The organism is Streptomyces sp. NPDC101132, from assembly GCF_044759225.1.
Classification (GTDB): domain Bacteria; phylum Actinomycetota; class Actinomycetes; order Streptomycetales; family Streptomycetaceae; genus Streptomyces.
Genome location: NZ_JBIVYX010000010.1, coordinates 114,896 through 137,683, shown reverse-complemented (window position 1 = coordinate 137,683; position 22,788 = coordinate 114,896). Strand labels below are relative to the sequence as shown.

Here is a 22,788-nt window from a genome sequence, read left to right as displayed (position 1 = left end):
CCGGCAGCAGCCGCAACGGCGGCGCGCCCCCGCCGGGCGCGCCGCCCCCACCCCGACCACCCCGGAAGGAGCCCCCGATGGCACCCCCGTCACCGCACGCCCGGCAGCTGCTCTCGATCGACGGACTGACCGACGAGGACCTGCACTCGATCGTCGCCCGCGGCGTCCACTTCGCCTCCGGCGCCGGCGCCGGCGAGCGCCCCCTGGCCGGCTGGGTCGCCGGCATCTACTTCAAGAAGACCTCCACCCGCACCAGGACCGCCTTCACCGCCGGTGCCCTCCGGCTCGGCGCCCGGACGGTCACCTACGGGCCCGGCGACCTCCAGGTCAACACCGGCGAGACCGTCGAGGACACCGGGCACGTCATGGCCCGGATGCTCGACGTCCTGGTGGCCCGGACCGCAGGCCCCGACGAGGAGCTGCGCGGCCTCTCCGGCGGCGGCCGGCTCCCCGTGGTGAACGCCATGAGCGCCGCCGAGCACCCCACCCAGGGCCTCACCGACCTCACCACCCTCCAGCTGCGGTTCGGCCGCGTCGAGGGCCTGAGCGTGCTGTACGTGGGGGAGGGCAACAACACCGCCTCCGCCCTGGCGCTGGCGCTCAGCCGCTACCCCGGCACCCGGCTGGAGCTGCGCACCCCGCCCGGCTACGGCGTGGACCCGGCCATCCTGGCCCGGGCCACCGCGCGGGCCGCGCGCAACGGCTCGTACGTCGGCGAGGCCCACCACATGGACGGCCTGCCCGAGGACGCCGACGCGATCTACACCACCCGCTGGCAGACCACCGGGACCAGCAAGCCGGACCCGGACTGGCGGCGGGTCTTCGCCCCGTTCCAGGTGACCGCGGACCTGTGGCGGGCCAACCCCAAGGCCGCGTTCCTGCACGACCTGCCCGCGCACCGCGGCGAGGAGGTCACGGCCGAGGTGCTGGACGGCCCGGCGAGCATCGCCTTCGACCAGGCCGAGAACAAGATGCACAGCGCAATGGCCGTCCTGGAGTGGATCCGGCACGGCGCGCTGACCGGACCCACCCCGGAAGGACGGCCGGCATGACCGCCATCGAGACCACCCCCGAGACGACGCCGGGGACCGCGCCCGGGACCGCCTCCCTGACCGCCTCGGGGACCGCCCCCGAAGCCGTCCCCGGGACCGCCCCGGAGCCCGCCTCCGAGACCGCACCCGGGCCCCGCGCCGGGGCCGGACCGGCCGGGAAGGCCGCGCCACGGGGCCCGTCCCTGCGCCGCAACCGGGACTTCGTCCTCCTCTGGGTCGGCGCCGGTGCCACCGCGCTCGGCGCCCGGGTCAGCTCCATCGCCTACCCGCTGCTGGTCATCTGGGCCACCGGCTCCGCGAGCGCGGCCGGCCTGGTCGGCTTCGCCGCCGCCCTGCCCAACCTGGTGGTGCAGCTGCACGCCGGCGCCCTCGTCGACCGCTGGGACCGGCGCCGCACGATGATCCTCTGCGACCTCGGCTGCCTCCTCGCGGCCGCCGCCGTCGGCGTGTCCGTCCTCGCCGGGCACGTCTGGATCCCGCTGCTGATGGCCGCCGCCTTCGTCCAGGGCAGCCTGGCGATCTTCTACCGGCTGGCCGAGCGGGCCGCCGTACGCCACGTCGTGCCCGAGCACCAGCTGCCGGCCGCCATGGCGGGCAACGAGGCGCGCGGCCAGGCGGCCGGCCTGCTGGGCCTGCCCGCGGGCAGCGTCCTCTACACCGTCGCCCGCTCCTCGCCGTTCCTCTTCTCGGCGGTCGCCCACACGGTGTCGCTGGTCTCCCTGCTGCTCATCCGCAAGGACTTCCAGGACGAGCGCACCGCCGCCCCCGCGAGCGTCACCGCGGAACTCCGCGAGGGCCTCGCCTGGACCTGGAAGCAGCGCTTCCTGCGCTTCGGGATGCTGCTGATCAGCGGCAGCAACCTGCTCTTCCAGGCCCTCTCCCTGGCGCTCATCGTCATCGTCAAGGAGGCCGGCGGCTCGGCCGCGAGCATCGGCGTCATCACCGCGGTCAGCGGCGTGGGCGGCATGTTCGGCGCCCTCACCGGCACCTTCTGGATGCGCCGGATCAGCCTGCGCGGCCTGCTGGTCGGCGGCTCCGTCGGCTGGGCCCTGCTGATGCCCCTGGTCGCCCTCACCGGCCACCCGGTGCTGCTCGGCGCGATCTTCCTGGTCGCCGCCATGATCGGCAGCGTCACCAACGTCGCCGGCGGCGTCTACCAGGTCGGCATCACCCCCGACCGGCTCCAGGGCCGCGTCGGCGGGGCGATGGGCCTGATCGGCTCCGGCGCCGCCTCCCTCGGCATGCTCGGCGGCGGCTTCGCCCTGGAGGCCTTCGGCGCCACCCCGACCGTGTACGGGATCGCCGCCGCGATGGCCGCCCTCGCCCTGCTCTCCCTCTTGCTGCCGCACACCGACTACCCCGAGTCGATGCGCCGGCCCGCCCCCGGAGACGCCCCCGACCCCACCACACAGGAAGCGAACCAGCCCGCATGAACACCACCGTGACCACCTGGACCCCGTACGAGATCCGCCCCGCCGACACCGGCACCCCGGCCACCCCCGAGGGCCTGGCCGCGTACCTCGCGGACACCGCGCTCGCGGACCGGCTGCTCACCGAGCGGAAGGCCCTGGTCTTCCGCGGCTTCCACCTCACTCCGGACACCCTCGGCCCGGTGCTCGACCTGCTGCTGCGCAACCGGCTCGCGTACGTCCACGGCAACTCCCCGCGCACCAAGGTCGGGGACAACGTCTACACCTCGACCGAGTACCCGGCCGAGTTCACCATCTCCATGCACAACGAGCTGTCGTACGCCGAGAGCTGGCCCTCCCGGCTCGCCTTCTTCTGCCAGCAGGCCCCCGAGACCGGCGGCGCCACCCCCATCGTCGACGGCACCCGCTGGCTCGCCTCGCTCGACCCCGAGGTCCGGGAGGCCTTCGCCGCCGGAGTCCGCTACACCCAGAACCTCCACGACGGCATGGGCCTGGGCAAGAGCTGGCAGGACACCTTCGAGACGCGCGACCGCGCCGAGGTGGAGGAGTACCTGCGCGGCACCGGCGCCGACTGGGAGTGGCGGCCGGACGGCGGGCTGCGGGTCAGCCTGCTGCGCCCGGCCACCGTCCGCCACCCGGTGACCGGCGAGGAGGTCTGGTTCAACCAGGCCGACCAGTGGCACCCGGCCTCCCTGGGCGACGAGACCGCCGCCGCCCTGGCCCGGCTGCTGCCCACCGACGAGCTGCCGCAGTACGTGACCTTCGCGGACGGCTCGCCGATCCCGGACGCGTACGTGGTCCAGGTCCGCGACCGGGGCCTCGACCACGCGGTGGACGTCGACTGGCACACCGGCGACCTGATGGTCATCGACAACGTGGCCGTGGGCCACGGTCGCCGCCCCTTCACCGGCCCGCGCCGCGTCCTCGTCGCCATGACCGACTGACCGACTGACCGACTGACCGACTGCCCGACCGACCCACCAGATGGGAGCACCGACACGATGTCCCCCGCCACCCAGGGCGCGCTCCTCGCGCCCCCGGCACCGGCGGACGACGCCGGCCGCTGGTTCCGCAGACAGCCCCGCACCGCCGTGCCCCGCGTCCGCCTGGTCTGCTTCCCGCACGCGGGCGGCGCGGCCAGCCTCTACCGGGACTGGCCGGACGGGCTGCCCGCCGGGATCGAGGTGCTCGCCGCCCGCTACCCGGGCCGGCAGGACCGCTTCCACGAACCCCCGGTCGAGCACATGGCGGAACTCGCCGACCGGATCACCGCCGCCCTCCGCCCCTACCTGGGCGCGCCGCTCGCCTTCTTCGGCCACAGCCTCGGCTCCGACGTGGCCTACGAGGTGACCCGCCGCCTGGAGGAACGGTTCGGCGTCAGCCCGGAGCGGATCTTCGTGTCCGGCGCGGCCGCCGCGTACGTGTCCGAGCCCGTCGACCTGACGGGCTGGACCGACGCCGAACTGGCCGCGGAGGTGCGCCGGCTGGACGCGCCGCACGCGGAGATCCTCGACGACCCCGAGCTGGCCGCGCTGCTCCTGCCGGCCCTGCGCGCCGACTACCGGCTCAACGCCCGGTACCGGCCGACCCTGGCCGAACTGGGCACCGTACGCGCCCCGGTCACCGCACTGACCGGTGACGCGGACCCGCTGGTGCCGCCCGAGGACGTGCTCTGCTGGGGCGAGCTGACCACGGGCGGGTTCACCCACCGGGTGTTCTCCGGCGGTCACTTCTACCTGGAACAGCACCGGGCGGCGGTGCTCCGGACGGTCACCGCCGCCCTGCTCCCGGCCGGCTAGGCCACGCCCCGCCGCCGTATAGCTCCCTGCATGCCCGACATGCGCTCAATGAAGAGACGCAGCAAGAAAGGAGATGCCATGCCCGTACCGCACGGTTCGCCGGGCAGCCTGACCCTGGACCCCGCCCTCCGCGCCGATGCCGACCAGGCCGTACGCGTCCTGCGGGCCTCGGGCGAGGTCCACGTGTGGTGGTGGGACCTGCCCGCCCGCACGGACCCCGACGACCTGGCGCTGCTGAACACCGCCGAGTACGAGAGGGCGCTGCGGTTCCACGCGGAACGCGACGCCGCCGGCTTCGTCCGGGCCCACGCCTCCGCCCGCCGCGCCCTCGCCGGACTGCTGGGCGTCCCGGCCGCCGAGGTCGACCTGGGCCGCCGGGTCTGCCCCGGCTGCGGCGACGGCTCGCACGGCCCGCCGAGCGTGCTGCGCCCGGCGGTGCCGCTGGCGGTCAGCCTCTCCCGCACCGACGGCCTGGGCGTCCTGGCCGTCCGGGCCGGGACCTGGGTCGGGGTGGACGTGGAGGCGCGGCGCGACGTCCGCGCCGACACCCTCGCCGAGCTGGTCCTGTCGGAGTCCGAGCGCCGGGTGCTGGCCGGGCTGGCGCCGGGACCGGACCGCGACGCCGCCTTCCACCGCTGCTGGACCCGGAAGGAGGCGGTGGTCAAGGCCGTGGGCGTGGGCCTGATCGGCACCGAACTGACCGCGCTGGAGGTCCACATGGAGGACGACGGCCCGGTCGCCGTCAGCCACAGCCACCAGGGCGTGAACACCCTGTGGTCGGTGTCCGACCTGGACGTCGGCGCCGGGTACACCGCGGCGCTGGCCCGCCCGGACCGCTCCGCGACCGGCCCGGTGGTCCTCCACCCGCCGGTCTAGCGCCCCCGGGCCGGCCGCCCGCTCCGGCGCGCCGCGTCCCGCCGCCGGCGGGCACCCCGTACCGCACGCAGCACCCCGGCGCTCCGCACGGCGCACCCGCTCCGACCTCCGCAGCACCATCCCCGCCACGAGAGAGGCCCGACCATGACCCTGGAAGCCACCGAGAACACCGCACTGCCGGCGCTGGACGACGAACTCTGGCTCGACTACCACCGGCTCCTGGAGACCGTGGTCGAGCAGGCCGACCCCGGCCCGGCGGCCGACGGCTGGGAGTACCGCGAGCGCGAGCGCGTCTCCGCCTGGGTGCGGCACGTGTACGAACACCCGCTCTCCCCGGCGGTGTTCGCCGCGCCGGTCAGCCGGGTGCGGGCGGCGGCCGAGCGGGTCGAGGCCGCCGAACTGGGCCACCGGATGGACGTCGGCCGCGGCGCGGCCCGCCCCTCGAAGCCCAGCGCCGCCACCCGGGCCGTCGCCGCGGTCGCGGCGATGCGGGCGATCACCGCCGACGCGCTGGCCCAGTCCCCGCGCCCGGGCCGCGAGCGCGTGGTCTCGGACGTCTGGACGGTGGTGCGGGAGACCATCGCGCCGCCCTCCGAGCGTCATGCCCTCCCCTTCCACCGGACCCGAAGCACTTGGTGATCCCGCGGCCCCGGGCCGCGGAGGCGGGGGGACCAGGTCCGTACGGACCCGGTCCCCCCGCCGCGTTCTCAGGTGGTGACCGAGACGCTGCCGCCGGTCGTGGACACCTTGATGCGGTTGCCCGACGCCGGGTCGGTGCGCACGTCCACCTTCTCGCTGCCGCCGATGGCGCTGGCGTCCACCGCGTACGCGGCGCTGTTCGGCACCTTGACCGTCACGTCGCCGCCGTCGGTGCCGGCCTCCACGCTCTTCGGGGCCGCCGCGAACGTGGCGGACACGTCCCCGCCGCTGACCCTGGCCAGCAGCTTGCTGCCGGCCAGGCCCTCGGCGTGCACCGAGCCGCCGGTGGTGCGGGCCTCGACGTCACCGGTGAGCTTGCGCACGGTGATGTCGCCGGCGAAGCCGACCAGCTTCACCGAAAGGCCGCTGGGCACCTCGACCTTGTAGCTGATGACGCAGTCCGAGTCGTCCTCGGGACCGCAGTCCGGGCCCGCGCTCAGGCTCAGCTCGCCGCCGGAGACGGTCTGGCCGGTCCGCGGGCGCTTGCCGCTGTACGTGACGGTCTCGGTCACCTTGACGACGCTGCCGGAGCCGCCGGTCACCTCGATGTCGCCGCCGGGCGACTCCACCGAGAGCGCGGTCACCTTGTCGGTCACCGTGTACGAGCGGGTGGCGGTCTCGTCGCCGAGGCCCACCGAGGAACAGGCGGTCAGCAAGGAGCCGCAGAGGGCGGCCGCGACGACGGCGGCACCGGCGGTGGTGGTGCGGGTGAGCTTCACGGGTACTCCTGGGTTCGGTGCGAGGGGTGTGATCGGTCGGGTCGTGGGTGAGGGGCCGGCGGCCGCCCGAGGGAGCCGTGCCGGGCGGTGCCGGCCGGTGCCGGGCCGGTCAGAGGGCGTGCACCGGCGCCGTGTCGAGTGCGCCGGACTCCGTGGCGGCGAACAGCCAGACCAGCTCGTGGCAGCGGTACTGCGGCCGGCCCTCCCGGTCGACGCCGACGATGTCCAGGAGCGCGGCGTCCACCAGGCTCTCCAGGCCGCGTTCCGCCAGGTCCTCCGGTACGCCGAGCACCCCGGCCATGGACTGCGCGGAGAACGGCTCGGGACCCAGGTCGGCCAGGCCGGCCAGCGCCGTCTGCGCGCGCGGGTCCAGCAGCCGTACGGAGGGCAGCAGCGCGTCCCGGACGCGCAGGTCCCCGTACCCCAGCTCGGCCAGCCGGGTCTCCGGGTCGGCCAGCCGCCGGGCGAGCCGGGCCGTCGGCCACTGCGGCCGGGCGGCGAGCCGGGCGCCGGTGATGCGCAGCGCCAGGGGCAGCCCCGCGCAGTAGGCGACCAGGTCGTCCGAGGCGTCCGGGTCGGCGGTGATCCGCGAGCGGCCGGCCGCGGAGGCCAGCAGCTCCAGCGCGGAGTCGTCGTCCAGCGGGCCCAGTGCCACCGTGTACGCGCCGGCCACCCGGGCCAGCTGGGTGCGGCAGGTGACCAGCACGGTGATGTCCGGGTTGCCCGGCAGGAGGGGGCCCAGCTGGAGGTCCCCGACCGCGTTGTCGAGCAGGATCAGCAGCCGCCGGCCCGCGGTGCGGGTGCGGTAGCGGCGTACCAGCTCCTCCAGGTCGTCCTGGTCGCCGGGCTCGTCGAGGTCCTCCTCGCCCAGCGCGCGCAGCAGCCGGACCAGCACGGCGCAGGGGTCGCGGGGGGTGCCGTCGGGCTCGCACAGGTCGGCGTACAGCTGGCCGTCGGGGAAGAGGGCCGAGGAGACGTGGGCGGCGCGGACCGCGAGCGCCGTCTTGCCGATGCCGGCCATGCCGGTGATCAGGAACCGCCGGGGGCGCCAGGTGCCGTCCTCCGGTACGGGGCCGATCATCGAGGTGAGCGTGGCGAGTTCGGCGTCCCGGCCGGTGAAGTCGTCCGTGTCGGGCGGCAGCATCGCGGGCGTCACCACCGGGCGCCGGGCGCCCGCGGTGATCGGCGCGGGGGACTCCAGCCCCAGCTCGCCGGTGAGCACCGCCCGGTACGTGTCACCGAGCGCGGTGCCGGGGTCGACGCCGAGCTGCTCCGCCAGCGCCTTGCGCCCCTCGTGGTAGGCGTGCAGGGCGTCCGCCTGGCGGCCGCAGCGGTAGAGGGCCGTCATGAGCTGGGCCCGCAGCCGCTCCCGGGTGGGGAACCGCGCCACCAGCCCGGTGAGTTCGCCGGTGATCCGCTCGTGCCGGCCCAGGGCCAGATCGGCCTCGATCCGGCATTCCAGGGCCCGGTTGCGGGCCTCCTCCAGCGGCTCGCGCTCCACCTCCAGCATGTACTCGGTGACGTTGGCGAGCGCCGGGCCGCGCCACAGCTCCAGGGCCCGGCAGAGCAGCTCCCCGGCCTTCTCGTACTCGCCCCGCTCCAGGCAGGACCGGCCCTCGCGCTCCAGCCGCTCGAAGCGGTCGAGGTCGATGCGGCTGCCGTGGGCGGCGAAGAGGTAGCCCGGCGGCTGCCGGATGATCTCCACGTCCTCGCCGAGGTGCTTGCGCAGCCGTGACATGTACGTGTAGATCTGCGCGCCGGCCGTGGCGGGAGGGTCCCACCCCCACAGCAAGGTGCTCAGCCGTGCGTCGGAGACCACGCGGCCGCGGGCCAGGAGCAGCGCCGCGAGCACGGTGTGCACCTTGGAACCGGACAGCGCGATCCGGGTGTTGCCGCGTCGTGCCTCGACCGGGCCGAGGATTCGGAAGTCCATACGTCACCCCGTTGATCTGGTTAATGTGCTGCGAGCTCAGTCAACGAAGCTAGAAGTCGAGGCTATTGGCGGGATTTCGCTTCGATTTCGGCCCCGGTCGGGGGTGTTCCGGCCGAACTGCGGCCCGGGGGGCGGCGCGGAATAGCTCCAGCAGAGTCGTGGAAGGCACTCTGGGGAGGCCGTTCCGGCTGCGGGCGGAACCGGCAGTTCACGCCCCCACAGTGAGAGGACCCCTCGCCGATGAGGACCCAGACCAGCGGCCGAGCGCCCCAGACCGGCGAAGAGACGAGGGGGCACGCGCTGCGCCTGGACGCGGTGACCAAGGTGTACGGCAAGGGCGGCAGCGAGGTGCGGGCCCTGGACGGGGTCTCCCTCGCGGTGGACCGCGGCTCGTTCACCGCGGTGATGGGACCGTCCGGCTCCGGCAAGTCCACCTTCCTGCATTGCGCCGCCGGTCTCGACATGCCGACCACCGGGTCCGCGTACATCGGCGGCACCGAACTGAACGGCCTGAACGAGACGCAGCTGACGAAGCTGCGCCGCAAGCGCATCGGCTTCGTCTTCCAGGCCTTCAACCTGGTCGCCTCGCTGACCGTGCGGCAGAACATCGAGCTGCCGATGCGGCTGGCGAAGGAGAGGCTGGACCCCGCGTGGCTGGACGAGGTGCTCACCCGGGTCGGACTGGCGGGCCGCGCCGCGCACCGGCCGGGCGAGCTGTCCGGCGGCCAGCAGCAGCGCGTGGCCATCGCGCGGGCGCTGATCACCCGCCCGGACGTGATCTTCGGTGACGAGCCGACCGGCGCGCTGGACACCGTCACGGCCAAGGAGATCCTCGCGCTGCTGCGCACGAGCGTGGACGAGACCGGGCAGACGGTGGTGATGGTGACCCACGATCCGGTGGCCGCCTCGTACGCCGACACCGTGGTCTTCCTGGCGGACGGGCGGATCGCCGACCGGATGGAGGCTCCGACTCCGGACCGGGTCGCGGAGCGGATGACGCACCTGGGCGCCTGGGGGAGCTGAGGAGACCCGCGGTGACCTGCGGTTTCATCGGGGAACATGACATACGCACCTGCCAGAACTTGACAGAAATCGAAGCAACATCGCCTCAATAGCGCTCCTTCCTAACGTTCTTCTCGTCGCAGAACGACGGCGGCAGTCACGCAGACCGGAATCGACGAGGAGTTCACGATGCGCAGCACCCGCACCGCTTTCGCAGCCGTTCTTGCCACCGTTGTCGCGGGCTTCGCCCTGACCGTGGGCACGGCGGGTCAGGCGGCGGCGAGCGAGCGCCCGTCCACCGCCGTGGTGTCGGCCACGCAGGACGAGGTGCCCTGGACCGGCCCGATCCACGGGGTGATCGGCGAGGCCGTCGGCGTGATCAACGCGATCACCGACGGAGAGGTCCCCTGGACCTGACCGCACCGAGCACGACCCGCCTCACACGACGCGAAGGGATCCCGGCCCCCCAGGGGGCGCCGGGATCCCTTCGCGTTGCGGGCACGCGGCCGGCCGGGCCTAACGGCTCTCGAGGATCTCCACCAGCACGGCGGGGGCTAAGGCACGGCCCTGCCCCGCGGCCACCGAATCCCGCGCCCGCCGGGCGCGGTCGAGCCACACCTTCGCCCCCAGCTCGCGGAAGGCGGCGCCGGCGGCCGAGAGGGGGGCCTCCGCGCCGGCGGAGCCGCGTACGGCCGCCGCGCAGCCGAGGTCCAGCTCGATCCTGGCGTACAGGAAGCGGTCGCCGACCTCCTTCGCCGCCTCCAGCGCCTGCTCCAGCACGATGTCGGCCTCCGCCCACTCGCCCTGCCGCCAGCGCGCCTCGCCGATGCCGCGCAGCGCGTGCGCCTCCCCGAGCCGGTCACCGTCCTCGCGGGTCAGCTCCAGCACCGTGAAGCAGGCCTCCTCCGCAGCCGCGGGATCACCCCGCCGCATCAGGGCCTCGGCCAGCCGGTAGGTGTTCTGGGTCTCGCCCCGCACGGAGCCGGCCTCGCGGCTCTTCGCTATGGCCTCCGTGCACAGGGCGATCCCCGCGGCGATGTCGCCCCGCTCCAGCTCCAGTTGGGCGAGCAGCCCCAGGACGTGCGACTCGCCCGCGACGTCCTCGGCCGTACGGAAGCCCTCCAGCGCCTCCCGGGCCATCCGCAGGGCCAGCTCCACTTCCCCGGAGAAGCGCGCGCACAGGGCGAGGTTCCGCAGGGTCACCGCCCGGCCGTGCACCTCGCCCGACCCGTCGAAGAGCGTCAGGGCGCGGTCGAGCCAGCCCTGCGCCTCCTCGTACTGGCGCTGGTAGATGGCGAGCGTGCCGAGGGAGCGGAGCATCGTGGCCTCGCCGAGCCGGTCGCCCACCCGCTGGGCGGCGGCCAGGGCGTGCTCGGCGCAGGAACGCCAGTCCTCCAGGTAGTTGTGCGCCTCGAAGAGGGTGGTGCTGTTGACGGTCAGGCCCCAGGCGTACGCGGAGTCGTCCGCCGCGGCCGCCTGGTCGATCACGTCGGCCAGCGCCGTCCGCTCGGACTCGAACCACTCCATGGGGTCGGCCAGCAGCTCCTCCACCAGCTCGTCCGGCAGGGTCAGGCGCTCCACGCCCTCGCCGTAACCGACCGCGTGGGAGCCGCCGTACGTACGCCTGCGCGCGCAGTCGGCGAGGGTGAGCCAGCCGCTGTACGCGCGCTTGAGGGCCGTACCGCGCGCCTCCGGGCTCTCCTCGGCCTGCGCGCACTCCCACGCGAACAGCCGCAGCAGGTCCTGGAAGCGGTAGCGGGTGACCGGCCCCGAGCCCGGGGCGACCTCCAGCAGCTGCGCGTCGACCAGCTGCTCGATGAGGTTCTCGGCGTCCAGGATGTCGGTGTCGACCAGCGCCGCCCCCACCCAGGCCGCGAAGTCGGGCACGGTCAGCAGCCCGAGGCGGCGGTACAGCTCGCGGGCGCCGGACGACAGGTCGCGGTAGCTGAGCCGGAACCCGGCCCGCACCCCGCCCTCACCGGGGCTCAGCTCGTCGAGCCGGCGGCGCTGGTCCTCCAGCCGGGACACCAGGTTGCGCACCGACCAGTGCGGCTTGGCGGCCAGCCGGGCGCCGGCGATGCGCAGGGCCAGCGGCAGGCGGTCGCAGAGCATGCCGAGGCGCTCGGTGGCGATCGGATTGGCGCCGATGCGGTCCGGGCCCGCGATTTCGGCGAGCAGGGCCGTGGCCTCCTCCGGGGCCATGGTGTTGAGGCCGATCTGGAGCACGGCGTAGTCGCCGATCAGGTCGTCCATCAGGTCGCGGCCGGTGATCACCACGCAGCAGCGGCCGTTGCCCGGCAGCAGGGGCCGGATCTGCTGGAAGGAGCGCGCGTTGTCCAGCACGATCAGCACCCGCTTGCCGCCCAGCACGCTGCGGTAGAGCGCGGCCCGCTCCTGCGGGTCGGACGGGATCTGCGGGGCCGGCACGCCGAGGGCGCGCAGGAAGCGGTCGAGGGTGGTCGCCGGTGTGACCGGCTCGTCCTTCTCGTCGTACCCGCGCAGGTCGGCGAAGAGCTGGCCGTCCGGGAAGCGCGCGGCGATCTGGTTGGCCCAGTGGACCGCCAGCGCCGTCTTGCCCACGCCGCCGATGCCGCTGATCGCGGCCATGGCCAGCGGCGACTGGCCCAGGCGCTCGTCGAGCATCCGGTCGAGCTGTCTGAGCTCCTTGTGGCGGCCGGTGAAGGAGGCCGACTCGACGGGGAGTTGGGCGGGCACGTTGGTGGCGGGCGCCGGCGCCGGGTCGCTGGGCGGCTGGGACAGCTCGGGCGAGTCGCGCAGCACGAGGTCGTGCAGGCCCTGGAGCACCGGGCCCGGCTCGATGCCGAGTTCCTCGACCAGCAGGTTGCGGCCCTCCCGGAAGGCGGCCAGCGCGTCCGCGCGGCGGCCGGACCGGTACTGCGCCAGGATCAGGTGGGCGCGGGCCTGTTCGCGCAGCGGGTGCTGGGCGACCAGGGCGGTGAGCTCCGGGATCAGCGCCTGGTGGCGGCCGAGCTGGAGGCGCAGCCCGGCGCTCTCCTCGTGCACGTCGAGCCGGAGTTCGTCCAGCCGCGCGGCCTCCTGTTCGACGGGCGGGCCGGTGACCCCGTCGAGCGCGCGCCCCCGCCAGAGCGAGAGCGCCTCGGAGAAGACGGCGCAGGCCTCGGCGGTCTGGCCGCCACGGGCCACCTCCCGGGCCCGGCCGATGAGTTCCTCGAACTCGACGATGTCGATGCGGTGTTCGCCTGGGTGCAGGGTGTAGCCCGGGTGGGAGGTGACGATCAGGTCACTCACCCCGGCCTCGTCCTTGAAGACCTTCCTGAGTCCGGCGACGCAGATGGCGATCTGGTTACGGGCGGTGGTCGGCGCTCCGCCGGGCCACACCGCGTGGATCAACGTGTCCACCGAGACCACCCGGCCCGGTGAAAGAAGAAGCATGGTCAGAACGGTGCGCTGCCTGGCTCCCCCCAGCCTGCGCAGGCTGTTCCCGCCAATCTGGACGTCCAGCGGCCCCAATAGTCTGAATACGACCTGATGCATTCGGCTCCATCCCCCTGTTGCAGCCAGCACCTCACGGTGCGCGTACATTCTGATCACTTACTGATGGGTAGATCCACCGCCGTCCAGCCGCGAACCCTGCTGAAATTCGGTCAAAGAGGCTCATAGCCTTTTCCGTTGGGCGGCCTCACGTGGTATAGACCCAGGCAAGCGCGGCGATAGTTCCTCCGAGAAACCTGGAGTCCGCCGCCGGGAAGTCCGGCCGGCTCGACCGGATCCACTTCCCGGAGGTACTCCGATGCGCACCCGTCTCGCCACCGTGCTCGCCGCCGCCGCCATGACCGGCATCGTCGCCTTCGCGGGTCCCGCCGCGGCGGCCCCCGCCGACAAGCCGCAGGTGCTGAGCAGCTGGACCCAGACGAGCGCCGCCAGCCACAACGCCTGGGTGTCCGCACGGGGCAACCAGGGCGCCTGGTCCGCGTACGGCTTCGACTGGTCGACGGACTACTGCACCACCTCGCCGGACAACCCCTTCGGCTTCCCCTTCCAGACCGCCTGTGCGCGCCACGACTTCGGCTACCGCAACTACAAGGCGGCCGGCAGCTTCGACGCCAACAAGTCCCGCCTCGACGACGCCTTCTACGCCGACCTGAAGCGCGTCTGCGCCCAGTACGGCACCGTGAAGAAGGCGTCCTGCGACTCCACGGCCTGGACCTACTACCAGGCCGTCAAGGCCTTCGGCTTCTCCGCCGCGGTCGACGGGGCGGCCGTGGCCTGAACCCGCCCGGTCCCGCGCGCCGCCGAGGCGCGCGGGCCGGACCGGTACCTAGGCTCGACCCCATGACCGAGAACGAGATCAAGCTCAAGGCCATCGCGGCGCTGACGGCGCTGCGCGGCGGCGTCGACGAGGGCCTCGTCTCCGAACTGCTGGGCGAGGTGATCCCGACGCAGTTCACCGTCCCGGCCGAGGCGGGCGCGGAAGCGGTCGGCATGGCGGTCCTGGAGCAGCTGTCCGGTCCCCTCAGCGCCCTGGTCACCGGATTCATCCTGGCCTTCGAGTCCCTGGCGGAGGCCCACGACGCCTCGGGCGCCGAACCGGGCACCGACCAGATCCTCCAGGAAGTGGCCCTCACCCTGGCCCGCGACAACCAGGAGGAATGACGAAAGCCCTCCCAGAGGAGGGCCCGTGAAGCAGAGGAGAGGAGTGACTGGCCGGGGCCGAGGCCCATGGTGGCACCGTGGAGCTTTGGGATCGTGGCTGGCCACGCGCCGCAGACACGCGGAACCCCCGCTGCCAGCGCGCCCCGACCTGGCGCACACTCTGCGGTGGGGACACCTCCGTCATGCCCGGTCCCCGTGGGCGGACTGCGACTCGCCGCCGTCGCGCTACGACGTGGTCGGGTACCGAGCCCCGACCGATCTCGGCCGGGGCCTTTCCGGTGGGGTCAGCACACCTGCGGGATGACGAACCCCCGTCGCGGCTGTCGCAGACGCGCGGCCTCGACTGCCGACCGGGCCTCCTCGGTGACATCGAGCAGGGTGCCGTCGGCGGCGGTGCGGTAGATGCCCCACTCGCCGGCCGGGTCCGTCGGCGACACCGGGGCCGGCGCGCCGGGAACGCCATGCCAGCTCATCGCCTCGTGCAGCTCCCGTGCCTCGTCTGCGGTCATGATCTCACCCTCTCGCCGATGGTGCCCGGAGCCTACTGCTCCTTGCCTCCGCCGTGCGTCGCGCACTTCCCGGGGTTGATCGGGCCGCACCCGCCGGGGACCGGGGTGTGCGAGCAGCTCGCGACGACGGTGACGATGGCTTGCTCGGGGGCCACCCACAGGTCGCGGTCCGGTGTGTAGCCGGTCTGCTCGATCAGGGCGACAGTGCGGGTGAGGATGCTCGCGTCGAATCGCCCGGAGTCGGGCCGCTCCGGGTAGTGGTGGACGTGCCGACCGAGCCGCCGGCACAGGTCGTGGTACAGGTGGGTGTGCAGGATAAGGGCGTGCCAGCCCTCGTCGACCTCGCGGGTCGGAGCGATCGGCACGTCCGGGAACGTCGCGGCGGCGGCCACGAATTTCAGGGCCTCGACGACGATCCGGGACGCCATCGTGATGTCCATGCCCGGGTTGTTGTCGAGGACGGTCCGCAGCACGTCCGTGAACTGTGCGTCGGACAGCAGGGCGCGGGCCTCCTTCGGACGCGTGGTCGTTGCGCTCCCGGTGTTGCCCTCGTGAGGCTTGGTGCCGCAGGGCGGAATCGGTCCAGACGGCTGGTTCTTGCAACCCATGTTCGTTCCCATCGTGAGGTTGATGGTGCGGACGGCCCGTCCCGGTCGTGGTCTTGGCAGATGCCGGCCGGGACGGGAGCTTGTGGGCCCGCGTCAGCGGGCGGTGATGCCGAGCCAGAGGGAGCACAGCAGAGCGAGCAAGGTGACGACGTACGCCACCTGTGGCTCCGGTTGCTCACTGGGGCTCGTCCGTGGCCTGCTCGGCCGTCAGCGGCGGCATGCCGGGACGCCCGACGAACGCGGCCGGTAGGCGGGCCTGGGCCAGTCGGGCGGCTCCGACGCGCACGAGCATCGCAAGGGCCGCGAGGTCGCAGTACGACGGCCGGATCACAGGGACAGCCCAGTAGATCGGCGTCGCCGCGGTGTATTGGCACAATCCGGGGGCCGGCACGCCGAGGTGCGTACGCGAAGGGAGGTACTCGACCCCCGGTGCCGTCGTGCCCCACGCGAGGCGGTCCTCGGGGCGGAGCAGCGCGTAGTAGTTCCGGCCCCGCCCGTCGTGGAGGACCGGGCCGTCCAGCTGCTCGCCGAGGACGTAGCCGACGTGATCGTTGTCGGTGGACTCGACGGCGGCCTGCACGAGGGCCTCGGGGAGACGTACGGCGCCGAACACGCCCCCGGTGGGGAGCACGGCGATGCCACGCTGCGCCCACTCCGTGTGGGCCTGCTCGGGGTTGTCGTGGCTCTGGGCGAGCCACTCGGCCGCAGCCGTTCGCCTACTCACGCTGTGCTCCCTACGTCGTCAGCGGGTGGTGAGGACACTTTGGACGCAAGGAAGTCCTCTTACGAGGACTTTGAAAAGGACTTCTTGAGCCCTCAAAGGGGGCTTCCGTGCCCCCGTCTCGGTGAACGCTGGCCGTCAAGGGGGCGTCCTGGAACACTGGCCATCTACCTGCCGCTCCATGGAGGTTGCAGATGCCGCGGCCCACCGGAAACACCCGCCTGCGAGCCGCCCGCCTCGCTGCGGGATACAGCTCCCAGCAAGACCTCGCCAACGCCCTCACCGCCCGAGGTGTGCCCGTAGGCACCCGACAGGTGCGCCGCTGGGAGTCCGCCAACCCGCCGCTGCCGAACGCGGAGGTGCGCCACGCCCTGGTGGAGCTGCTCGGCCAAGACCTCGGCGCGCTCGGCTTCCAAGTACCTGAGGGCAGCACTGCCGGCGGCCGCCCCTTGCGAAGCCTGATCGCCCCCGCAAACCGAGGCCCGGTGCGCACGCCGAACGCCGTCCAACCCGCCACTGCCGGAGCTGACTTCCTGGCGGTCACCCGCGCCCACCGCCGCCTGTACTGGACGGTGGCCCCCGCCACCCTTCACCCGGCCGTGAGCGCCCACGCCACGCTCGGCGGACAGCTGCTCGACGTGACGACCGGCCGAACCCGGCAGACCCTCGCGGCCGCCCTCGCCGAGTCCTGGCTGCTCGCCGGCCGCATGGAGTTCTTCGACCTCCGCGAGCCCGACCGGGCGGGCGACACCTGGGTCCGCGCCCTCCAGGCTGCCGGGGAAGCCGAGGACGCACTGCTCGGCGCGGCGATCCTGGCTCACATGGCGTTCATCCCCGGGTGGGCCGGCAGCCGGGACCAGGCCGCCGAGCGGATGATCGCGGCGCGCGCCTACGCCCGGAAGGGCCCCGCCTCGGCCGAGTTCCTCGCGTGGCTGGACGCAGTCGAGGCCGAGTGCGAGACGCGCTGCGGCAACACCAGGACCGCGCTCAATCTGATCGGGCACGGCGAGGACGTCCTCGCGGCCGGCGGCGAGTACGCCTCCCCGGAGTGGATGGACTGGTTCAGTCCGGTGCGGCTGGCCGCGTTCAAGGGCAACACGCAGCTGAAGGCCGGCCACCTGCCGCAGGCCCGCGAGACGCTGCTCGACGTCCTGGAGGCGCTTCCGCAGGACGCGGACAAGCAGCGGACCGTGGTGCTCGGGGACCTGGCGGCGGTCGAGGCCGCGGCCCACGACCCGGTGGCCGCGGCCGCGTACGCGGTGCGCGCGCTGGAGCTGCTGGAGACGCACTGGTACGCGACCGGGCTGGAGCGGGTCCGCGAGGTGCGGCGCGCGCTCGCTCCGTGGCAGAACGAGCCGTGCGTCCGCGACCTCGACGACCGGCTGTACGGGTGGGGAACGACGCTCAGCGCGCTCGCGAATTGAACTCCGCGATCAGGCCCGGCAGCTCGGCCAGACTCTCCACACGGAACGTCGGCAGGGACCGGGCCTCATCCGTGTTCCACTGGATCGTCGCCCACGGCCCGCGGCGAACGAGAGCCGTGCGCATCCCGGCGGCGGCGCCCGGCCGCAGGTCGTTGTCGACCCGGTCGCCCACGTACAGGATCTCCTCCGGGGCGAAGGGCACGACCGCGGCGACGCGCTCGAAGAACGCAGGGTCGGGCTTGCTGGCGCCCCAGTCGTCGGAGGTGCCGATCAGGTCGACGTCGCCGGTGAACAGGTCCCGCAGCAAGCCGCCGGCGCGCACGGTCTGGTTGCCCGCGATGGCCAGCCACAGGCCGTCCGCGCGCAGCTTCGCCAGGGCCGGGCGGACGTCCGAGTACAGGTCGTCCTCGCCGAACCACTCGGGCTGGCCGGCGGCCGCGCGGGCCTCGCGCTGCTCGGTCAGGTCGAACCCGGGCTGGAACTCCTGGAACGTCTCGCGGTAGTCGCGGCCCTGCGCGATCACCGCACCGAACACCGCGGCGAACGTGTGCCTCGGAACGCCGAGCCAGTCCGCCCACGTGCCGTACTCGCGAGTCTCGTCGACCAGGCACTCACCGACATCGAACACCACAGCGCGAATCGTCATGAGCTCACCCTAGGGGCGACCGGATGCAGGAAGCCGCCCCTTCCCAGCCCGGAGGCCGGGGGGCGTTGTGCGTCTGTGCGATGTGGGTGAGCTTCGGGTATGCGAACGGTGGTGCACCTCGGGTTCCACGGTGGGTCCCTCGGGGTGTGGCAGCACGCCACGCCCGATTCGCGAACTGGGCCAAGCGCTTGGCCGATTTGCGCTGTGGGGAGTCGCGGAAAAGGGAAAGGCCAGCAAAGATGCTGGCCAGAAGGGGTAAGCGCCCCCGGCAGGACTCGAACCTGCGGCCAAGCGCTTAGAAGGCGCCTGCTCTATCCACTGAGCTACGGGGGCCGGAAAGGTGGCCGTGGGTGGCCAGGAGCCCCGGGGTGGGGGTGGGACCGCGTCCGGGCCGGGTCAAGGATAGGGCTCCGGTTGCCTTGTCCCGGTTGCTTCACTCGCGTGCCACGATGTGGAGGTTCGGTGAAGCGGTCCCGATAATCGCAGGCAGGTGCGATTCTCGCACCGCTTTTGCGCGGCCGCGCCCCGGGTGTTGTGCACTCGTTATGCCTGCGCCCCAGTCATCCCATCTGTCCATCGTGTCCGCTCGGAGTCGCGATCGGCGCGCGCAGGGCGTATAAGCTTCAAAAAGGCATCAAAAACGGGCATTCTTCGCATGTGGTGACCTTGGATGTTCGGCCTCAGCTGCTCGATGCCCTCTCCGCCCTGCGCGACCGGGTCGCCTCCGTGCGTCTGCCGCTGCCCCTCCCCGGCGCGCCCCGCGCCCGCCAGACCAGAGCCGAGCTGCTCGCGCAGCTCGACGACTACCTCGTACCGCGGCTGAAGGCCCCCGAGGCCCCGCTCCTCGCGGTCGTCGGCGGCTCGACCGGCGCCGGGAAGTCCACCCTGGTCAACTCCCTGGTCGGCCGCCAGGTCAGCGAGGCCGGCGTGCTGCGCCCCACCACCCGCACGCCCGTGCTGGTCTGCCACCCCGACGACCACCACTGGTTCGCCGGCATGCGCGTGCTGCCCGACCTCATGCGCATCTGGCAGCCGCAGGACGAGGTCGAACTCGTCCCCCTCTCCGAGAAGCCCAAGGCCCTCCGGGCCCCCAAGCCCGCCCCGCAGACCGGCCGCGAGCTGCGCATCGAGACCGTCAGCAGCCTGCCCCGCGGCCTGGCCCTCCTCGACGCGCCCGACATCGACTCCCTCGTCGTGGAGAACCGCACCCTCGCCGCCGAACTGATCTGCGCCGCCGACGTCTGGGTCATGGTCACCACCGCCTCCCGGTACGCAGACGCCATCCCCTGGTACCTGCTGCGCACCGCCAAGGAGTACCGGGCGACCCTGATCACCGTCCTCGACCGGGTCCCCCACCAGGTCCTCGCCGAGGTCTCCCGGCAGTACGGCGCCCTGCTCACCCGCGCCGGCCTCGGCGACGTGCCCCGCTTCACCGTCCCCGAACTGCCCGAGTCCGCGGGCGGCGGCGGACTCCTGCCCGCCAGCGCCGTCGCCCCCCTGTACGACTGGCTCAGCCACCGCGCCCTGGACCCCGCCGCCCGCCAGCAGGCCGTGGGCCGCACCGCCATCGGCGTACTCGACTCCCTCGGCCGCCGGATGCCCGAACTCGCCTCCGCCGTCGCCGCCCAGCACGCCGCCGCCGTCCGCCTCACCACCGCCGTCGAGGACGCCTTCCAGCGCGAGGGCAAGCGCGTCCGCGCCCGGCTGCAGAACGGTGCCGTCCTCGCCGGGGACGCCCTGACCCGCTGGCGCGGCTACCCCCTCGACACCACCGCCGACGAACTCCTCGACTCCCTCGCCGAGAGCCTGACCGCCCTCCTCCAGTGCGCCGTCGCCGCCGCCGACGAACGGATCACCGGAGCCTGGCGCCGCGAACCCGCCTCCGGGGCCGTCACCCTGCCCTCCCCGGACCACGAGGCGGGCGAGCGGATCGGCGTGGCGGTACGCCACTGGCGCCGGGTGCTCGAAGAGCTCGCCGAGGAGGAGGTGGGCCTCATGGACAAGCAGTCCGCCCCCGCCGCCGACGCCGTGGCCGCCCTCCTCGTGGCCGCGCTGCTCGGCGGCAAGCGGGCCCGGGCCGCCGGCGACCGGCTGGCCGAGCGGATCGGCGTCCACGCCGCGGTCCGGCTGCGCGACCGCGGCAACGAACTCGTCAGCAGCCACCTCGACAAGGTCCTGCAGGCCGAACGCGACCGCAGGCTGGCCCTCCTCGACGCCCTCGAAGTGACCCCGGAACCCCAGGCCGAGCTGATCGCGGCGCTGTCCGTACTGCAGAAGGAGAGGTGACGCGTTGACCGCCATGACCGACCGCACCGACGACCGCTGGGACGACGGGCTGATCGCCCGCCGCGCCGCCACCGGCGCGGCCGGGAACGCGGACGGCGCACCGGACACCGACCTCGACGGCGACCCCGACGAGACCGGCGCCCTGGCCCGGGCCGTCTCGGGAGCAGGCAGCCCCGCGCCCGCGCCCGTCCCCGCGCCCAGCCCCGAGAACCAGGCCCTGCGGGTACGCCTCGACGCCCTCCGGCAGCTCGTCGGCCTTTCCCGCACCCGCCTCGACGGCAAGACCCTCGCCGAGGCCGGCCGGGTCCTCGACGAGGCCGCCGCCCGCCGCGGGCTCTCCCCGCGGCACACCGTCGTCGCCATCGCCGGCGCCACCGGCAGCGGCAAGTCCACCCTCTTCAACGCGCTCGCCGGCGTGCAGATCTCCGAGACCGGGCTGCGCCGCCCCACCACCTCCGCGCCCATCGCGTGCAGCTGGACCGACGGCGCGGCCGGACTGCTCGACCGGCTGGAGATCCCCGGCCGGCTGCGCCGCCGGCCGCGCGACGGCGGCGACCGCGACGACGCCATGAACGGCCTGGTCCTCATCGACCTGCCCGACCACGACTCGGCCCTCACCACCCACCGCGAGCACGTCGACCGGGTCCTCGCCCTGGTCGACGCGGTCATCTGGGTGGTCGACCCCGAGAAGTACGCCGACGCCGTGCTCCACGAGCGCTACCTGCGGCCCCTGTCGGGCCACGCGGAGATCACCTTCGTCGTCCTCAACCAGATCGACCGGCTGCCCGGCGAGGCCGCCGACCTGGTGCTCGACGACCTGCGCCGGCTCCTCGACGAGGACGGCATGGCGCTCGGCGAGCACGGCGAGCCCGGCGCCACCGTCCTCGGCCTGTCCGCCCTCACCGGCGAGGGCGTGCCCGAGCTGCGGGAACTGCTGGGCCAGTTCACCCAGGAGCGCGGCGCCGCCACCCGCCGGATCTCCGCCGACGTCGACCGCGCCGCCCTCCGCCTGCGGCCGCTGTACGTGGCCGACGGGCACCCCGAGATCAGCGAGCGCAGCCGCGCCGAGTTCGAGGACCGGCTCGCCGAGGCCGTCGGCGCGCACGCCGCCGGCCTCGCCGCCGAACGCGCCTGGCGGCGCAACGCGGGCCGTGCCTGCGGCACGCCCTGGCTGCGGCTGTGGCGCTGGTACGACGACAAGCGCACCCCGCAGCTGCTGCGCCGGTCCGCCCCCGAGCCCGAACAGCCCGCGGAGGACGAGGTCACCGCCCGGCAGCGGGTGGAACAGGCCGTCCGCACCGTCGCGGACGACGCGGCGTCCGGACTGCCCGAGCCCTGGGCGCTGGCCGTGCGCGAGACCGCCGTGCGCGGCGCCGAGCAACTGCCCGAGGCCCTGGACGAGCTGGCGGTCACCGCCGGAGTGCCCGCGGGCAAGCCGCCGCGGCCAGCCTGGTGGCCGGCGGCGGTGCTCGCCCAGGCGTCCATGACGCTGCTGCAGATCTACGGCGGGCTCTGGCTGGTGGGGCAGATCGCCGGGGTGCTCGAACCCCGGCTGATGCCCCCCGTCCTGCTGATGGTCGCCGGCATCGTCGGGGGTCCCCTGGTCGAGTGGATGTGCACCGTCGCCGCGCGCGGCCCCGCACGCCGGTACGGCCAGGAGGCCGAGCGGCGGCTGCGGCAGGCGGCCGCCGGCTGCGGCCGGGCCCGGGTGCTGGAGCCGGTCGCGGCCGAGCTGCTGCGGTACCAGGAGGTGCGCGAGCAGTTCGCGACGGTGGCGCGGTTGTCCACAACCGGCCGGTAGTCCACAGGCCCCGGCGGCCTCCCGCGATCCGGTCCAGCATGGGTCCGGACGAGGGAACCGGCCGGAGCGCCGGACGGACTCCCGGCCGGAGGGCCGGGCCAGGAAGGGGGCGGCCGGGGTGAACGACACGCTGGTGACGCTGGTGGGGAACGTGGCGACGCGGATCGACTACCGCGAGGCACCGACCGGGGCCGTGGCGCGGTTCCGCTTCGCGGTGACCTCGCGGTTCTGGGACCGGCAGAAGGAACTCTGGGCCGACGGGCCCACGAGTTTCTACACGGTGTGGGCGCGGCGGGCCCTGGCCGTGAATCTGGCCGGTTCCGTCTCGGTCGGAGAACCGCTGGTGGTGCACGGAAGACGGCGTGTGAAGGACGAAGAGGAAGAGGACGGCAAGCGCTGGTTCTCGGCGGACGTGGACGCCATGGCCGTCGGGCACGACCTCAGCCGGGGCACCTCCGCGTTCCGCCGTGTGGTCAAGGGCGAGGGCACGCTGACGGCACCTCAGAAGGCGGCGGTGGTCTGAGTGTTCGAGACCGCTAGGATTCCCCGGTACTCGTGGGCACTTGGGGCTCCGGCCCGAAGGGGAAAACCGTGTCTTTCGCCGTTTCCGCTTCACTTCTTTCAGCATTTACATCTCGTCCGGCAGTC

Annotated in this window: 21 protein-coding genes and 1 tRNA gene; 14 read left to right on the top strand and 8 right to left on the bottom strand. The window is 73.6% G+C overall.

Annotation, left to right across the window (positions count from 1 at the left end; genetic code table 11):
* The first annotated feature begins 77 nt into the window (after positions 1-77).
* The 6 genes from ACIQUR_RS23615 to ACIQUR_RS23590 all read left to right on the top strand — a co-directional run bounded on the left by ACIQUR_RS23615 (position 78) and on the right by ACIQUR_RS23590 (position 5,796).
* The gene (locus ACIQUR_RS23615; RefSeq protein ID WP_403667526.1) at positions 78-1,052 is read left to right on the top strand and encodes an ornithine carbamoyltransferase; all 975 of its coding nucleotides are present in this window, start codon (positions 78-80) and stop codon (positions 1,050-1,052) included.
* Complete coding sequence (locus ACIQUR_RS23610) at positions 1,049-2,485, top strand: MFS transporter (RefSeq protein WP_403667523.1); 1,437 nt, start codon at positions 1,049-1,051, stop codon at positions 2,483-2,485. Before ACIQUR_RS23615 ends, ACIQUR_RS23610 begins: the two co-directional genes overlap by 4 nt.
* Positions 2,482-3,426 carry a TauD/TfdA family dioxygenase gene (locus ACIQUR_RS23605; RefSeq protein WP_403667520.1) on the top strand — a complete coding sequence of 315 codons (945 nt, stop codon included), beginning with the start codon at positions 2,482-2,484 and terminating at the stop codon, positions 3,424-3,426. The genes ACIQUR_RS23610 and ACIQUR_RS23605 overlap by 4 nt, the downstream gene beginning before the upstream one ends.
* 57 nt (positions 3,427-3,483) lie before the next feature.
* Positions 3,484-4,281, top strand: a complete 798-nt coding sequence (locus ACIQUR_RS23600; protein ID WP_403667517.1) for a thioesterase II family protein — start codon at positions 3,484-3,486, stop codon at positions 4,279-4,281.
* Between the two features lie 78 nt (positions 4,282-4,359).
* Positions 4,360-5,157: a 4'-phosphopantetheinyl transferase family protein gene (locus ACIQUR_RS23595; RefSeq protein ID WP_403667515.1), complete on the top strand. Its 798-nt coding sequence runs from the start codon at positions 4,360-4,362 to the stop codon at positions 5,155-5,157.
* Positions 5,158-5,301: 144 nt separating this feature from the next.
* Complete coding sequence (locus ACIQUR_RS23590; RefSeq protein WP_403667512.1) at positions 5,302-5,796, top strand: hypothetical protein; 495 nt, start codon at positions 5,302-5,304, stop codon at positions 5,794-5,796.
* A gap of 68 nt (positions 5,797-5,864) precedes the next feature.
* Here ACIQUR_RS23590 and ACIQUR_RS23585 read toward each other — a convergent pair whose 3' ends face one another.
* Entirely contained in the window at positions 5,865-6,575 is a 711-nt protein-coding gene (locus tag ACIQUR_RS23585) for a DUF4097 family beta strand repeat-containing protein (RefSeq protein WP_403667510.1), read from the bottom strand.
* A gap of 109 nt (positions 6,576-6,684) precedes the next feature.
* Complete coding sequence (locus ACIQUR_RS23580; RefSeq protein WP_403667507.1) at positions 6,685-8,508, bottom strand: BTAD domain-containing putative transcriptional regulator; 1,824 nt, start codon at positions 8,506-8,508, stop codon at positions 6,685-6,687.
* A 240-nt stretch (positions 8,509-8,748) separates the two neighbouring features.
* Between ACIQUR_RS23580 and ACIQUR_RS23575 the strand changes: the two genes are divergently transcribed.
* On the top strand, positions 8,749-9,531 hold the full coding sequence (locus ACIQUR_RS23575) for an ABC transporter ATP-binding protein (protein ID WP_403667504.1): 783 nt from the start codon (positions 8,749-8,751) through the stop codon (positions 9,529-9,531).
* 168 nt (positions 9,532-9,699) lie between these two features.
* Positions 9,700-9,927, top strand: coding sequence for a hypothetical protein (locus tag ACIQUR_RS23570; protein ID WP_403667501.1), 228 nt, complete (start codon positions 9,700-9,702; stop codon positions 9,925-9,927).
* A 99-nt stretch (positions 9,928-10,026) separates the two neighbouring features.
* Here ACIQUR_RS23570 and ACIQUR_RS23565 read toward each other — a convergent pair whose 3' ends face one another.
* Complete coding sequence (locus ACIQUR_RS23565) at positions 10,027-13,026, bottom strand: BTAD domain-containing putative transcriptional regulator (protein ID WP_403667498.1); 3,000 nt, start codon at positions 13,024-13,026, stop codon at positions 10,027-10,029.
* A gap of 256 nt (positions 13,027-13,282) precedes the next feature.
* Between ACIQUR_RS23565 and ACIQUR_RS23560 the strand changes: the two genes are divergently transcribed.
* Together ACIQUR_RS23560 and ACIQUR_RS23555 are read left to right on the top strand one after the other, a co-directional pair.
* Complete coding sequence (locus tag ACIQUR_RS23560) at positions 13,283-13,762, top strand: phospholipase (RefSeq protein ID WP_403667495.1); 480 nt, start codon at positions 13,283-13,285, stop codon at positions 13,760-13,762.
* Between the two features lie 62 nt (positions 13,763-13,824).
* On the top strand, positions 13,825-14,145 hold the full coding sequence (locus tag ACIQUR_RS23555; protein ID WP_403667493.1) for a hypothetical protein: 321 nt from the start codon (positions 13,825-13,827) through the stop codon (positions 14,143-14,145).
* 284 nt (positions 14,146-14,429) lie between these two features.
* On the opposite strand, the gene ACIQUR_RS23550 is transcribed toward ACIQUR_RS23555, so the two are convergent.
* The 3 genes from ACIQUR_RS23550 to ACIQUR_RS23540 all read right to left on the bottom strand — a co-directional run bounded on the left by ACIQUR_RS23550 (position 14,430) and on the right by ACIQUR_RS23540 (position 15,986).
* Positions 14,430-14,654 (bottom strand): hypothetical protein, encoded by a 225-nt coding sequence (locus tag ACIQUR_RS23550; protein WP_403667490.1) that lies wholly within the window; start codon positions 14,652-14,654, stop codon positions 14,430-14,432.
* Between the two features lie 32 nt (positions 14,655-14,686).
* On the bottom strand, positions 14,687-15,274 hold the full coding sequence (locus ACIQUR_RS23545; protein WP_403667487.1) for a glycine-rich domain-containing protein: 588 nt from the start codon (positions 15,272-15,274) through the stop codon (positions 14,687-14,689).
* Between the two features lie 163 nt (positions 15,275-15,437).
* Entirely contained in the window at positions 15,438-15,986 is a 549-nt protein-coding gene (locus tag ACIQUR_RS23540; RefSeq protein ID WP_403667484.1) for a hypothetical protein, read from the bottom strand.
* A gap of 191 nt (positions 15,987-16,177) precedes the next feature.
* On the opposite strand from ACIQUR_RS23540, the gene ACIQUR_RS23535 reads away from it, so the two are divergent.
* Complete coding sequence (locus tag ACIQUR_RS23535) at positions 16,178-17,407, top strand: transcriptional regulator (protein ID WP_403667481.1); 1,230 nt, start codon at positions 16,178-16,180, stop codon at positions 17,405-17,407.
* Here the strand turns inward: ACIQUR_RS23535 and ACIQUR_RS23530 are convergent.
* The gene (locus tag ACIQUR_RS23530) at positions 17,388-18,053 is read right to left on the bottom strand and encodes an HAD family hydrolase (protein WP_403667478.1); all 666 of its coding nucleotides are present in this window, start codon (positions 18,051-18,053) and stop codon (positions 17,388-17,390) included. The two genes, ACIQUR_RS23535 and ACIQUR_RS23530, sit on opposite strands and share 20 nt — an antisense overlap.
* A gap of 260 nt (positions 18,054-18,313) precedes the next feature.
* A tRNA-Arg gene (locus ACIQUR_RS23525) sits at positions 18,314-18,386 on the bottom strand.
* A gap of 333 nt (positions 18,387-18,719) precedes the next feature.
* Between ACIQUR_RS23525 and ACIQUR_RS23520 the strand changes: the two genes are divergently transcribed.
* The 3 genes from ACIQUR_RS23520 (at position 18,720) to ACIQUR_RS23510 (ending at position 22,663) form a co-directional block, all read left to right on the top strand.
* Positions 18,720-20,339 (top strand): dynamin family protein, encoded by a 1,620-nt coding sequence (locus ACIQUR_RS23520; protein ID WP_403667476.1) that lies wholly within the window; start codon positions 18,720-18,722, stop codon positions 20,337-20,339.
* Between the two features lie 13 nt (positions 20,340-20,352).
* Complete coding sequence (locus tag ACIQUR_RS23515; RefSeq protein ID WP_403667935.1) at positions 20,353-22,140, top strand: GTPase; 1,788 nt, start codon at positions 20,353-20,355, stop codon at positions 22,138-22,140.
* A 118-nt stretch (positions 22,141-22,258) separates the two neighbouring features.
* Complete coding sequence (locus tag ACIQUR_RS23510; RefSeq protein WP_403667473.1) at positions 22,259-22,663, top strand: single-stranded DNA-binding protein; 405 nt, start codon at positions 22,259-22,261, stop codon at positions 22,661-22,663.
* The last annotated feature ends 125 nt before the right edge of the window (positions 22,664-22,788 follow it).